Raw genomic sequence first — 13,088 nt, 5'->3', positions numbered from 1 at the left:
TGTTGTGGACGAGGTTTAACCCCAGTGCACATTCACCGTGCTGGCCAAAAAATCAGCTGCGCTGGGTCGCACAATCAATACAGTCAGCTGTCGAATTCATCGATGTAAACTGTTAAATATCAGCAGCTTACTAGCGCATATATCCCTCGGTATATGGACACCTTGTATCCCCCACCATAGCTTGGTCTCTGAAATCTCCACTTACAGAATCGGCCAAGAGGAAAAATAATGGGACGACTGACGGGGAAGGTGGCGCTCATCACGGGCGGCGCTGGAGGCTGTGGCCTTGCTGCAACTGAGCTGTTTGCCAAGGAAGGTGCGAAGGTTGCGATCATCGATTTGCCTGGTAGCCAGGGTGAGCTCGTAGCTAAACGCATCAACGCATCTGGAGGCCTGGCCTGCTTCTTCCCGGCTGATGTCTCAGTCGCGGATCAGATCCAACGGGCAGTTCGCCACGCCGAAGAATGTTTCGGCCCAATTACCGTACTGCTCAATCACGCCGGCACGATCGCCGTGGGCCCGTTCCTCGAAACCACCGAGGCTGAATGGGACCGCTTGATGAGCATCAACGTAAAGGGCATGTTCCTCACCACTCAAGCAGTGCTGCCAGGAATGATCGCGGCTGGCGGAGGGAGCATCGTCTGCACCTCTTCCATCTCCGCTGTCGTTGGTACCCCGATGGAGGTTCTGTACTGCACTACCAAGGGCGCCTGTCACATGTTTGCTCGCTCCATCGCCGTTGAGTACCGCGACAAGAACATTCGCAGCAATGCGGTTTGCCCTGGCTTCATCGCAACCGCCCATGGTCATCGCGAGATCGACCTGCTGCGCAGTCATGGCGTCGATGTCTCGAATGAAAGCATCTCGGCGATGCAAGGAGGACTCTGCGAGCCAGAAGAAGTCGCGGCTGCGGCATTGTTCCTCGCGAGTGATGACGCAAGCTTCGTGAATGGCGCCCATCTGTTCGTAGATAACGGATACACCGCCATTTGAGCCAGCAGGCTAAGCGCTTGCGTTGCTAGAAAATTCAAAATAGCTCCAAGCGCATTTTTTGTTCTGCCAAACGACAAAATAAACAATAGAAAGGCGGCAGCAAATGGAAAACATAGGCACTTATGTCATCTATGTAATTATGGTGTGCGCTGTTCTCGGCGCCATCGCGACGATCGTCAAACCTGAATCCGAGCTCGGCAAAGAGTTCGTAGCCGGTTTGCACAGCATCGGCCCGATCTTCATTCCCGTCGCCGGCATCATGGCTGCGATCCCGTTTATCTCCAGCTTCATCAGCGCGTACGTCGCTCCGTTGTTTAACCTGATAGGTGCAGACCCTGGAATCGCCGGCGCCATCTTCATTGCTTCGGACATGGGCGGCTACCATCTCGCTCACGAGCTTGCACAGACTCCGGAAGGATGGATCCTTGGCTTGATCACCGGTTTCCAGTCGGGCGCCACCATCATCTTCGTGATCCCGGTTGGCCTGGCCATGTTGCGCAAGGCTGATCACAAGTACATGGCACTGGGCATCATGGCCGGCCTTCTCACCATCCCAATCAGCATTGCGATCATCGCGATCACCATTCAGATGATGGGCATTCCTGTCCGGCCGGACATCGCCACTACCGGTGCTGCAACGCAGGTTTTGGACTTATCGCTGCCGGTGCTACTGCGTAACTTGATGCCGCAAATCCTGTTCTGCCTGAGTCTGGCCGCAGCCCTGCGCTACTTCCCGACCTTGATGGTGCACCTGTTCCTGAAGCTTGGTCAGATCATGTATGCCGTTCTGACCCTCATTCTGGTCGCCTCGATCGTCCAACACTTCACTTCGTTCTTCAGCAACACCTTCGGCAGCATGGGTTTTGCTCCGATCATTGCGGATAACCAGGACCAATTCCGCGCCCTGGAGATTGCTGGGTACATCGGCATCATGCTGTGCGGTGCATTCCCAATGGTCCACCTGATCAAGCGCTTCCTCTCCAAGCCTATTGAGGCCGTAGCGTCACGCTTTGGGATGTCCGCCGTCGGCGCTGCAGGTGTACTGGCTGCCTCTGCGAACATCCTGGCGATGTTCCGTCTGGTTGAGGAAATGCCTCCAAAAGACAAGGTCATGGTTATTGCCTTCGGCGTGTGCGCCGCCTTCACTTTTGGTGATCACATGGCGTACTCCGCCAACTTCCAGCCCAGCATCATCTTGCCTTTGATTATCGGCAAGCTCAGCGGGGGCTTCCTGGGCATGCTGCTGGCTTACTGGCTGGCGGTACCGAAAGCCCGGGAAATTGGGGTAAAAGATCAAGCTATGGGTTTTAGCGTTATGCGCACCATGCCTGAAGCCACCTGATCAATTTGCTCATTCAAGGGGTTCGGAGTGCCGTAAGGCACTCCGAACCCTTTTGCACATTCGGGCACGCCAATTGCCTTCTCCAGTCGGTGACCGCAACCCACCGCTGGTTCGGCCGTCCGGCCAGCGCTAATCTGAACAGCAGCCGGCTATCTGGCTGCATGGATTACAAACAAGAAGAAGTGACGAGTGATGAAATTTGAAGAGGCTAAGGTTCTAGCGAGCGTCATCAATGCAATTGGAACTGATCACCTGGGATCCGCTATCGACGAGGCCCTTCGGAGAAAGCTCGCCTTCGATATGAGTTGCGGCTACCTGTTCCGCTTCAATCACAATGCCGTGCTGCTTCATAACGGCTACAACGAGTCAGTGTCTGAGAAGACGCTCAAGGCGTACCTAAGGGGCGGCTACCTTCTCGATCCGTTCTACGTCGCGTGTGTGAATGACCATCCCGCCGGCCTCTGGCGTATGAGCGACCTGGCACCGGATAGCTTCTTTTCCTCGGGCTTCTCCATCTCCAAGGACATTCACCCCTGTGTGTCCTCTGAGCACGGTACCTCTATAGAAGAGGTGGGATTCATCATCCCCCTCGGTCCACAGGTAGCGATCGTCTATTCGCTGATGCGGAACCTTTCGGGAGGGAATTTCCACGAGGATGAGATGCAAGAGTTGTCGACGCTGACGCCGATACTCGCTGCGACGTTCGAGATGCACTTTCAGCTCAAGTACAGCGCCTCACACACGACGACCGTGCAGAGCGATGTCATTCTCGAAGATGCCTTCATGGATATCCTGCAGGGCCAGCTGACAGAGACCCAACGCTTCATCGCGAAGCTAATCCTTCAAGGCCACAGCAGCGGCTCGATCGCCGAGACGCTCAAAATCTCGGAAGGCACCGTCAAGGTGCATAGGCACAACATCTATCAGCGCCTGAACATCTCAACCAACGCCGAGCTGTTCCGGCTGTTCATTGATTACCTCGCCAAAGCTTCCTGACCCGAGAGAGCAGCTCAAACGTCCCGGCCCCAGCATCAACCCCTGGGGCCGCGTTGTTTTCGCCAAAGCAGATCCGGCAGCACCTCAGTTCCCCCATTTTGCGGGCAAAAAAAGCCCGGATCTACTGTGCCGGAGTGCGGTGGCTCAGCAGACCCAGGCAATAACCCTGAGCGATGGGAAAGTGGTTTAGCGGATTACTTGAAGTACGGGCTGAGGTGCTCGCTCAAGAAGATGCCCTCTGGATCGAGCTCACGACGGATTTTGCGGAAGTCGTTCGCCCGCGGATAAATAGCAGTCACGTCATCGCCAGTCAGGAAGTGCATCTTGCCCCAGTGCGGACGGCCACCGTACATACGCAGAATTGCATCCACGGCACGCAGGAAGGCCCAGTAGTCGGTACCTGGCTCGCCGGAAACAGAGACGGTCACGCTGTCTTGTTCGAAGAACGGGCTCATCCAGGCGCCGTCGCCGGCAGTGAAGCGATACTCGATTGGGTAAATAGCTTGCGGGAACTCTTCCAGCATCAGCTTGCGGACAGCGCGCACGGCGTCTTTGCCGTGCGCGACAGGAATCGCGTACTCCAGCTCGTGGAAGTTCGGCAGGTACTCGATCGGATAAACGTCAGAGCTGTAAGCGACCTTCTCGAATTCACTCTCGAATGGAGGACGGTCGGTGATGTCCATCACCTTCACTTCGCAGACGTCAGTGGTTTTGCCGTCTTTGGAGGTGGCTGCGGTGTCCGGCAAGCAATAGCAATGACGGCTCTGCTCGTACGGGCAATAGAAGAAGCTGAAGTGACGGTGCTTCTTGGCGAGCTCGTCGTGACGCTCCATCAGGCTCTCGAAATCTTCACGCCAGATGCGTTCGTGCAGATTGAACGCGTCGGTGACCTGCAGAGTGATTTCAGACGCGATGCCCAGGACGCCCATCGACACGCGTGCTGCATGCAGCATGTCCGGTGTGCTTTCGTCGACGTTAATGATGCTGCCATTGGGCTGGACGAGCTTCAGACCCACGATCGAGGAAGCCAGGTTGCCAAGCTCCATGCCGGTACCGTGAGTACCGGTGGTGAGAGCGCCGGCGATGGACTGACTGTCGATATCGCCCTGGTTGATCATCGACAGGCCGGCAGCTTTCAGCGCCTTGCCGAAAGCGTTCATCGTGGTACCGGCATAGGCTGTCACACGCTTTTTCTCGTGATCGATGTGGCGAACGCCAGTCATGTTTGCCAGCGTCAGATGCAAGCCGTTGGTAAGGGCGACGGCGGTAAAGGAGTGACCAGAGCCTGCCACCCGCACGTTCATCCCTTTGTTGCTTGCATCGTGAACCATTGAGCAGAGCTCATCTTCACTGGTTGGTGCACCACGAGCTGCTCGGATACAGGACTGGTTACCTGCCCAGTTACGCCAGTGGGCGTGGTCCAGTCCGAACTCGTTGATGTGCATATTGTTCGACGAAGTGGTCACGACGGGTCTCCCGCTATTGTTTTTATGGGTCAGATTGCTGTGTAGCCGTTGTCTGCAAACAGATGAGCGCCATTCACGAAGCTGGCGTCATCGCTAGCCAGGAACAAAGCTGCGGTGGCCACCTCTGAAGGTTTGCAAAGGCGCCCTTGCGCGGCGGCGATTGCGCTTTCCGTTACGTCAACGCCGTATTTCTGAAGGGTATCGATTTCTCGCAGGCCGTGCGCAGTGGCAATGAATCCAGGGCAGATGGCATTCGAGCGAATGCCGCGATCACGGAACTCCACGGCGATGGCTCGGGCAAACATGTGGGTCGCACCTTTGCTGGTGCAGTACAGCACCTCCATCGGGGTACCGACGACGGCGGAGATGGAGGACGTACAGACGATGCTACCACCGCCTGCCGCGATCATGCCCGGCAGCACAGCTTTGGTAACAAGGAACATGCTTTTCACGTTTACGGCCATGATGCGGTCCCACTCTTCCTCGGAGGTTTCGAGGAATGGAGCCGCAGCCAGGATACCGGCGTGGTTCATCAGGACTGTGATGGGCCCAAAGGCTTTCTCGACTGCTGCCACCGCCGCTTGGACCTGATTGGCATCAGACACATCGGCCGGTGCAAAAATGACGTCGTGGCCTGCGTCGCGCAGGCTTCGGGCTACTTCAGCCCCTTTGCTGTTGGGAAGATCGACGATGCCTACCTGAGCGCCTTCAGCTGCGAAGAGCTCAGAAGCGGCAAGGCCACATCCTCCTGCACCACCAGTGATGAGCGCGACCTTACCTTTCAAGCGACCAATCATATGCATACTCCGGGTTACAGGGTTTGCCCCTAGTAACAATCTGTCCTGTTTGTTTTTGTGAGGCGGCTGCAGATCCGTGGCTTGGAGGATGCAGCAGTTTCTGCGGCAGTTCCATATACCGAACGGTATACGGGACGCAGAAAAATCACTGGGACTTGACCGGTAGATCACTGGAGTTGATGCCTAAAATCTGGCGAATAGTTTCACCAAATTATTAAGTTTGAAAATTATTAAATAACGGTTTGATCAACTTCCAACTAAAAATATCGGGGCTTAAACCAGCGCATAGTTGTCTGCCTCAAACCGCATGCACGCGATTTACCATAGTTAAATGGCATTGATAAGCGTAGTGCCGATAGGCATTGGTAATCGTGATTATCAGGAATGCCTATGAGCATGCCGAGGATCGCTTGGATAGTCTGGCCCTCGTCAACTCACCCACGAAGGAGCGTTTCTGATGCCTCTCATCAACAGCCAGGTCAAACCGTTCAACGCTACCGCCTACCACAAAGGCGAATTCGTTCAGGTCAGCGAAGCCAACCTCAAAGGCAAGTGGTCTGTGGTGTTCTTCTACCCAGCCGACTTCACCTTCGTCTGCCCAACCGAGCTGGGCGACCTGGCAGACAACTACGCCGAGTTCCAGAAGCTGGGCGTGGAAATCTACGGTGTGTCGACTGACACCCACTTCACCCACAAAGCCTGGCACGACACCTCGGACACCATCAGCAAGATCCAGTACCCACTGATCGGTGACCCGACCCAAGTCATTTCGCGCAACTTCGACGTGCTGATCGAGGAAGCCGGCCTGGCCGATCGCGGCACCTTCGTGATCAACCCTGAAGGCCAGATCAAGATCGTCGAAATCAACGACGGTGGCGTAGGCCGTGATGCCAGCGAGCTGCTGCGCAAGGTCAAGGCTGCTCAGTACATCGCTGCTCACCCAGGCGAAGTCTGCCCAGCCAAGTGGAAAGAAGGCGAAGCCACCCTGGCCCCGTCTCTGGACCTGGTCGGCAAGATCTAAGACCTAGTGCCACCTGCAGGCGGGGACAGCTAACCACGCTAATGCTGCCCCGCCTCAGTGACCGCCCAGATGCTGGGCAATGCAACTGCTCGTTGAAACAGAAAAGGAATCGCCCGTATGTTGGACGCAACGCTTAAATCGCAACTGAAAACCTACCTGGAGCGGGTCAGCCAGCCGATCGAGATTGTTGCCTCCCTCGACGACGGCGCGAAGTCCCGTGAAATGCATGACCTGCTGGTGGAAATCGCCGGCCTGTCGAACCTCATTACCTTCAGCGCGGATGGCACCGATGCCCGTCGTCCTTCGTTCTCGCTGAATCGCCCGGGTGCCGATATCAGCCTGCGCTTCGCCGGCATCCCCATGGGCCACGAATTCACCTCGCTGGTTCTGGCACTGCTGCAAGTCGGCGGCCACCCGTCCAAGGCCAGTGCCGAGGTGATCGAGCAGATCCAGGCGCTGGAAGGCGAGTTCACCTTCGAAACCTACTTCTCGCTGTCGTGCCAGAACTGCCCGGACGTCGTCCAGGCGCTGAACCTGATGGCCGTGCTCAACCCCAACGTGCGCCACGTGGCCATTGACGGTGCGTTGTTCCAGGATGAAGTCGAATCGCGCAAGATCATGGCGGTGCCGAGCATCTACCTGAACGGCGAACTGTTCGGCCAGGGCCGCATGGGCCTGGAAGAAATCCTCGGCAAGATCGACACCAATGCCGGCGCTCGCCAGGCCGAGAAGATCAACGCCAAGGAAGCCTTCGACGTGCTGGTGGTCGGCGGTGGCCCCGCCGGCTCTGCAGCGGCCATCTATGCCGCACGTAAAGGCATCCGCACCGGTGTCGCTGCCGAGCGTTTCGGCGGCCAGGTGCTCGACACCCTGGCCATCGAGAACTTCATCTCGGTTCAGGAAACCGAAGGGCCGAAGCTGGCCACGGCGCTGGAAGAGCACGTCAAGCAGTACGACGTCGACATCATGAACCTGCAGCGCGGCGAAGCGCTGATCCCGGCCACCGACGGCGGCCTGCACGAAGTACGCCTGGCCGGTGGCGCCTCGCTCAAGGCCAAGACCGTGATCCTCGCCACTGGCGCCCGCTGGCGTGAAATGAATGTGCCGGGCGAGCAGGAATACCGCGCCCGAGGTGTGGCCTACTGCCCGCACTGCGACGGTCCGCTGTTCAAGGGCAAGCGCGTGGCGGTGATCGGCGGCGGCAACTCGGGTGTGGAAGCGGCCATCGACCTCGCCGGTATCGTCGCCCAGGTGACGCTGATCGAGTTCGACAGCCAGCTGCGTGCCGACGCGGTGCTGCAGCGCAAGCTGCACAGCCTGCCGAACGTCAAGGTGATCACCAGCGCGCTGACCACCGAAGTGGTCGGCAATGGCGAGAAGGTCACCGGTCTGCGCTACAAGGAACCGCACCACTGACGAACAGCATGATGTCGCACTTGAAGGCATCTTTGTGCAGATCGGCCTGCTGCCGAACACTGACTGGCTCAAAGGTACGGTCGAGCTGTCACCGCGTGGGGAGATTGTTGTCGATGCCAAAGGCCAGACCAACATCCCTGGAGTGTTTGCCGCTGGTGACGTGACCACTGTTCCATACAAGCAGATCGTCATCGCCGTAGGCGAGGGTGCGAAGGCCTCGCTGGCTGCGTTCGATCACCTGATCCGCACTTCGGTACCCGCATAAGCGTTTCCTCAACGTGATTCGGAGCCCTCGTTGGCTCCGAAGCTCTGGCGGTAGAGCGTCAATACCGCGAGCAGCCTTTGCTGACGCTTGCATGTGAGTTGAGCCATGAGCCGTTTCGAAAGCACCCTCAGTTCAGCCAACCTGGCGCATGTTGATCCCGCAGGCCGCACAGCCTTTTCGTTACCCTGCCGGCGAGTGGCCTTTGTACTCAAAGAACACTTCTCGATGATGGCGTTCACCGCCGCCATGGATACGCTCGTAACAGCCAACCTCATGAGCGCGGCGCCCCTGTTCCAAATCGATGTAGTAGGTATCGGGAAGCAGGTACTCAGCGATTTGGGAATTGCCCTGCCAGTCACAATCAACCTGGCGGATCTGGATGTTCAGGGTCTGGACGTCATGATTGTGTGCGGCGGCTTTCGGGTCCGCCTTGAAAGCGATTCAGTTCTCCGAGGTAAGCTTCGTCAAGCCGATATTCGAGGCGCGGTCTTGGGAGGGGTGTGGAACGGTGCTTACTTCCTGGCTGAAGCAGGACTACTCAATGGCCATGAGTGTGCTTTCCATCCTGACGGCCGGGCAATGATGAATGAGCTGTACCCAACAGCGCGGGTGAGCGACAAAGCTCATGTACTCAGCCGGCGACGTATGAGCTGCGCGGGCGCAAGTAGCGCCTTGGACATGATGCTCAGCTTGCTTGAGCACAGCGGCGGCGAGTCTTTGCGCCGAGCCGTAGAGCAGATGCTGGCATGTGATCGCTCCATGATCTTTGCAGATATTCCCGCAGTGGCACCTAACGTCGATCCGAGCTTGCCTCGTGGCGTACGCCTCGCAATGGAACTCATGCACGCCAACATCGAGGACCCCATCGGCATCGATGAGATAGCGGATCATGTCGGGTTGTCACGGCGACATCTCGAACGGCTGTTCTGCAGGCATACCCAAGCCACCCCACCGCGGTATTACCTGGAGCTGCGACTGACCTACGCACGTCAGCTACTGCAGCACACCAGCAAGTCGCTCACGGAGATCTCCCTCGCGTGCGGGTTTGTCAGCTTCCCTCATTTCTACCGGCGCTTCCGCGAGATGTACGCCATCTCTCCACGCAAATTCCGACACAGAAGCCAGGGTGGGACCGGACTGGTGAACGCGATCAATGTATGACGCAGGTCTCATCGGGCAACCATTAACATCTCCGCCTCTCCGACTGCTCGCTTTGGGTCGAAAGCGGTCATTCACGACCGACCGCTTTCGACCCCAAACCCCCGGCTGTATGAGGAATCTGAGCCTTTCATCGCATGTGATTGAACGAGCTTACCTCCTCGGGTAACGTCGTAGCGGAGGACTGCAACCGCGCATTCGTCGTGACTGGGTACCAGCAAAGGCCCCCCGACATTTTTGGCAGCAGAGAAAGCTGGTTTCTCTGAAGTAGTGACGACAGGTCTAGCCTGTCGGATTCTGAACCCAAGGTTATTAGACTGGGAGCTAAAGGATCGCTGCGACTACTCCTCGGACATATTGAAAAGGCACCCGGGGGGGCCTTTTTTGCGCGCGTTGTTGCCGAGGCCGTCAGTACCAAGCTAGGTAGAATCGACGCTGAGGTTGCAGATGACGATCCGCCGTTTTGGATGCATCAGCTTATTTGTGAATGCGGTAGGCAATTCTCATTTTTTCTGTGAAATTTCTACTGATGAGTCACAAAAAAGATGCAGCTTTAGCTGAAAACACTGGACCGCAGATGTCAGCTTTTTTGTGAGCCTACATCCGGTGTAGATCGCCAGAAACAACAAAGCCCGCTGACGCGGGCTTTGTTGTTTCTGTGAGACTCAGTAGCCGGAGAGAACGCTGACGACCACGCCTGAGGCAATCGCCACCAGCACATAGTCCCCGTTCACGTACAACCAGCGGTGATCACGAGGTGGCGCGTACAGATGGCGCGCACGCCAGTCGGTCACCCAGTAGCGGTCTGCGCGATAACGCGGTTCCACCACATAGCCACGATGCCATTGCTGATGCGGCATCGGCATGCCGGCTTCAGGTCGGAAGTTCGGGTTGCGGTAGGCCGGGTAGCGGCCGTTGTCATGACGGTCATGCCGCTCGGGTTGGCCATGTGACGGTAAGCCCTGATGGGCCGGACCACCGTCATGGTGGTCCGGCCCTGGCTGAGCAAAACTGGCCAAGGGTGTGCTGAGCACAAGCGCGGCGCAGAGTACGGTTAGGGCTTTCTTCATTTGCGGAACCTCTGACTGTTAACGCCCGGCAGGTAAAACGGTCTGCCTGTTGCGGTTAACTGATCAGACCACAAACTTTTCCGCTTAATGTCAGGGCAGAGGTAAAGGTCCGGTAAAGGTCTACGGGCTACAAACCAAGCGTTTTCAAGCGGCGATAGAGGGTTCGCTCACTCATGCCAAGGTGACGGGCCAGCTCGCTGCGTGATCCTTGGAACTGCTCCAGTGCGTGCGCGAGATCACCCAGATCGTTTCGCCCTCTGCGCATGGCCACTGGCTGCTGTCGCCCGACCTCTTCGGGGAGGTGCTCGGGTCGGATCAGCCCATCATCGGCAAACAACCGAGCCCTTTCCAGGATGTTGCGCAACTCGCGAATGTTGCCAGGGAAGGCATGCAGCTTGAGTTGCTTCAGCGCCGCCTCGGTCAGGCTCGGTGTCGGCTTGCCAGTCATGCGTTGCAGCAGACTCTCGGCCAGCAGCGGCAAATCCTCCACGCGCTCGCGCAACGCCGGCAAGCGGATGGGGAAACCGCTGATGCGGTAATACAGGTCTTCTCGGAACGTTCCCTCAGCCACCATTTTCTTCAGCGGCTTATGGGTCGCCGAAACCAGGCGGAAATCCGAATGCACGGTGCGCAGGCTGCCAACCGGGCGGAAGCTCCCGGACTCGATCAGGCGCAGCAGTTTGACCTGCATCGCCAACGGCACTTCGCCGATTTCGTCGAGGAACAATGTGCCGCCATGGGCGGCCTCGGCCAAGCCGATCTTGCGCTGATTGGCGCCGGTGAATGCCCCCTTCTCATAGCCGAACAGCTCGCTTTCGAACAGCGACTCGGTCAGGCCGGTACAGTCGACGACTACCAGCGGACCATTAGCCCGTGGGCTACCCATGTGAATGGCACGTGCAAACAGCTCCTTCCCGGTACCCGACTCGCCCTGCAGCAGCACTGGAATCTGCGCGGGTGCCGCACGCTGAAGGCTGGCCAGCGCGGCCTTGAAAGCGGGCGCTCGCCCGACCAGCCCTTGTTCCTGAGGTTGTGCGGAAGCCAGGGTGATGCTGGTCAGCCGCTCGACGAAAGCCACCACCCTGCCCTGCTCATCCAGGATCGGCCGCAACTCTACATCCACATGCTCAGGGCCACGCGGCGTGTGATGAATATGCAGCACTCGCTCCGGCACTTTGCTGTCCCAAGCCTTGCGCATCGGGCAGTGCTCACCGGCCTGGTCACACGGCACAGCGTAGTGATGCGACACCCGGTGGCATTTCTCACCCAGCGGGGCCTGCTCGTTTCGACCGAACTGCCGCCGATAAGCCGCGTTGGCCGCAAGGATGTTGTAGCCGGTGTCCAGCACGATGGCAGGCACGGCATCGTGCTCAAGGTAGGAAACCAGGGCTAGGATGAGTGGATGGGATTCAGGCATGACGGCACCGATTGGATAACCTGGCGCAGGGTAACAAGGACTGCCAAACACTGCCATTGGCTGACAGTCGACTGCCAATGGTACTGCCACCGGCACGCACAGCGGTGATCAACGGGCCGTGTTCATGGGGCCGGATGTGCAAAAGCGCCTGGCATGCATCTTGATAAACCTCCTCCCACTGCCTGCGCCCATACAAGCTGAGGCAGACCATTTGGAGAACGTGATGATCATCGGCAACAACCTTCACGTGGACGCCTTCTACGACGAGGCGACCTCGACCATCAGCTACCTGGTCATGGATCGTGAAACCCTTCAGTGCGCACTGATCGACAGCGTGCTGGACTACGACCCCAAGTCCGGGCGCACCTGCACCGCTTCGGCGGATCGCCTGATCGACCGTGTGAAAGAGCTCAAGGCCACCGTGCAATGGGTGCTGGAAACCCACGTGCATGCCGACCACCTCTCGGCGGCGGCTTACCTGAAGGGCAAGCTTGGCGGCCATACCGCCATCGGTGCGCACATCACCCAGGTGCAGAAAGTCTTTGGCACGCTGTTCAACGCCGAGCCTGGCTTCGCCCGTGATGGCAGCCAGTTCGATGTGCTCTTCGAAGATGAAGAGGGCTTCCGCATCGGCAACCTGCAGGCCCGTGCGTTGCATACCCCCGGGCATACACCGGCATGCCTCAGCTACATGGTCGTGGACGCGGGTGAGACGGCGGTGTTCGTCGGCGATACCCTGTTCATGCCTGACTACGGCACCGCCCGTTGCGACTTCCCCGGCGCCGATGCGCGCACGCTGTACCGCTCGATCCGTCGGTTGCTGGCCTTCCCCGACCAGACGCTGCTATTCATGTGCCACGACTATCTGCCAGGCGGGCGCGAGATGCGCTACGTCACCACGGTGGCCGAGCAGCGCGCCAGCAATATCCACATCCACCAAGGCATCGATGAGGACAGCTTCGTGGCCATGCGCGAAGCCCGCGACAAGACCCTCGACATGCCCGTGCTGATCCTGCCTTCGGTGCAGGTCAACATGCGCAGCGGCCAGCTTCCGGAGCCTGAGGAAAATGGCGTGAGCTACCTGAAGATCCCGCTGAACAAGCTTTGACTGCCCTGCCCTCTCACCAGAAATTCCAGGATTGACTGC

General features: G+C 58.1%; 10 protein-coding genes and 1 pseudogene. 7 read left to right on the top strand and 4 right to left on the bottom strand.

Annotated features, from left to right (window positions below):
- Positions 1-228: 228 nt before the first annotated feature.
- The 3 genes from HU738_RS04835 (at position 229) to HU738_RS04825 (ending at position 3,331) form a co-directional block, all read left to right on the top strand.
- On the top strand, positions 229-993 hold the full coding sequence (locus HU738_RS04835; RefSeq protein ID WP_189660501.1) for an SDR family NAD(P)-dependent oxidoreductase: 765 nt from the start codon (positions 229-231) through the stop codon (positions 991-993).
- Between the two features lie 103 nt (positions 994-1,096).
- Positions 1,097-2,335 carry an ethanolamine utilization protein EutH gene (eutH, locus tag HU738_RS04830; RefSeq protein ID WP_186601553.1) on the top strand — a complete coding sequence of 413 codons (1,239 nt, stop codon included), beginning with the start codon at positions 1,097-1,099 and terminating at the stop codon, positions 2,333-2,335.
- A 192-nt stretch (positions 2,336-2,527) separates the two neighbouring features.
- Entirely contained in the window at positions 2,528-3,331 is an 804-nt protein-coding gene (locus tag HU738_RS04825; RefSeq protein ID WP_186601554.1) for a helix-turn-helix domain-containing protein, read from the top strand.
- A 194-nt stretch (positions 3,332-3,525) separates the two neighbouring features.
- Here the strand turns inward: HU738_RS04825 and HU738_RS04820 are convergent, their stop codons facing one another.
- Complete coding sequence (locus HU738_RS04820) at positions 3,526-4,797, bottom strand: D-arabinono-1,4-lactone oxidase (RefSeq protein WP_186601555.1); 1,272 nt, start codon at positions 4,795-4,797, stop codon at positions 3,526-3,528.
- 29 nt (positions 4,798-4,826) lie between these two features.
- Positions 4,827-5,594, bottom strand: a complete 768-nt coding sequence (locus HU738_RS04815) for an SDR family NAD(P)-dependent oxidoreductase (protein ID WP_186601556.1) — start codon at positions 5,592-5,594, stop codon at positions 4,827-4,829.
- Between the two features lie 457 nt (positions 5,595-6,051).
- On the opposite strand from HU738_RS04815, the gene ahpC reads away from it, so the two are divergent.
- The 3 genes and pseudogenes from ahpC to HU738_RS04800 all read left to right on the top strand — a co-directional run bounded on the left by ahpC (position 6,052) and on the right by HU738_RS04800 (position 9,457).
- Positions 6,052-6,615 carry an alkyl hydroperoxide reductase subunit C gene (ahpC, locus tag HU738_RS04810; RefSeq protein WP_186601557.1) on the top strand — a complete coding sequence of 188 codons (564 nt, stop codon included), beginning with the start codon at positions 6,052-6,054 and terminating at the stop codon, positions 6,613-6,615.
- 117 nt (positions 6,616-6,732) lie between these two features.
- Positions 6,733-8,296: pseudogene (gene ahpF / locus HU738_RS04805) on the top strand (alkyl hydroperoxide reductase subunit F).
- A 105-nt stretch (positions 8,297-8,401) separates the two neighbouring features.
- A complete protein-coding gene (locus HU738_RS04800) occupies positions 8,402-9,457 on the top strand; it encodes a GlxA family transcriptional regulator (RefSeq protein WP_186601558.1) in 1,056 nt (351 codons plus the stop codon).
- Positions 9,458-10,119: 662 nt separating this feature from the next.
- Here the strand turns inward: HU738_RS04800 and HU738_RS04795 are convergent.
- Both HU738_RS04795 and HU738_RS04790 read right to left on the bottom strand, forming a co-directional pair.
- Positions 10,120-10,524 (bottom strand): RcnB family protein, encoded by a 405-nt coding sequence (locus tag HU738_RS04795; RefSeq protein ID WP_186601559.1) that lies wholly within the window; start codon positions 10,522-10,524, stop codon positions 10,120-10,122.
- A gap of 127 nt (positions 10,525-10,651) precedes the next feature.
- Positions 10,652-11,941 (bottom strand): sigma-54 interaction domain-containing protein, encoded by a 1,290-nt coding sequence (locus tag HU738_RS04790; protein WP_186601560.1) that lies wholly within the window; start codon positions 11,939-11,941, stop codon positions 10,652-10,654.
- Between the two features lie 223 nt (positions 11,942-12,164).
- On the opposite strand from HU738_RS04790, the gene HU738_RS04785 reads away from it, so the two are divergent.
- Complete coding sequence (locus tag HU738_RS04785; RefSeq protein ID WP_186601561.1) at positions 12,165-13,049, top strand: MBL fold metallo-hydrolase; 885 nt, start codon at positions 12,165-12,167, stop codon at positions 13,047-13,049.
- Positions 13,050-13,088 lie beyond the last annotated feature (39 nt).

Origin of the sequence: Pseudomonas vlassakiae, from assembly GCF_014269035.2 — a bacterium.
GTDB lineage: Bacteria > Pseudomonadota > Gammaproteobacteria > Pseudomonadales > Pseudomonadaceae > Aquipseudomonas > Aquipseudomonas vlassakiae.
This window is presented reverse-complemented; position numbering and strand designations above follow the sequence as displayed.

Bases quoted from the DNA above. Each gene is read 5' to 3' on its own strand.
- eutH (WP_186601553.1), top strand. From the start codon at position 1,097: ATGGAAAACATAGGCACTTATGTCATCTATGTAATTATGGTGTGCGCT.
- HU738_RS04825 (WP_186601554.1), top strand. From the start codon at position 2,528: ATGAAATTTGAAGAGGCTAAGGTTCTAGCGAGCGTCATCAATGCAATT.
- HU738_RS04790 (WP_186601560.1), bottom strand. From the start codon at position 11,941: ATGCCTGAATCCCATCCACTCATCCTAGCCCTGGTTTCCTACCTTGAG.
- HU738_RS04800 (WP_186601558.1), top strand. From the start codon at position 8,402: ATGAGCCGTTTCGAAAGCACCCTCAGTTCAGCCAACCTGGCGCATGTT.
- HU738_RS04785 (WP_186601561.1), top strand. From the start codon at position 12,165: ATGATCATCGGCAACAACCTTCACGTGGACGCCTTCTACGACGAGGCG.
- HU738_RS04835 (WP_189660501.1), top strand. From the start codon at position 229: ATGGGACGACTGACGGGGAAGGTGGCGCTCATCACGGGCGGCGCTGGA.
- ahpC (WP_186601557.1), top strand. From the start codon at position 6,052: ATGCCTCTCATCAACAGCCAGGTCAAACCGTTCAACGCTACCGCCTAC.
- HU738_RS04815 (WP_186601556.1), bottom strand. From the start codon at position 5,594: ATGATTGGTCGCTTGAAAGGTAAGGTCGCGCTCATCACTGGTGGTGCA.
- HU738_RS04795 (WP_186601559.1), bottom strand. From the start codon at position 10,524: ATGAAGAAAGCCCTAACCGTACTCTGCGCCGCGCTTGTGCTCAGCACA.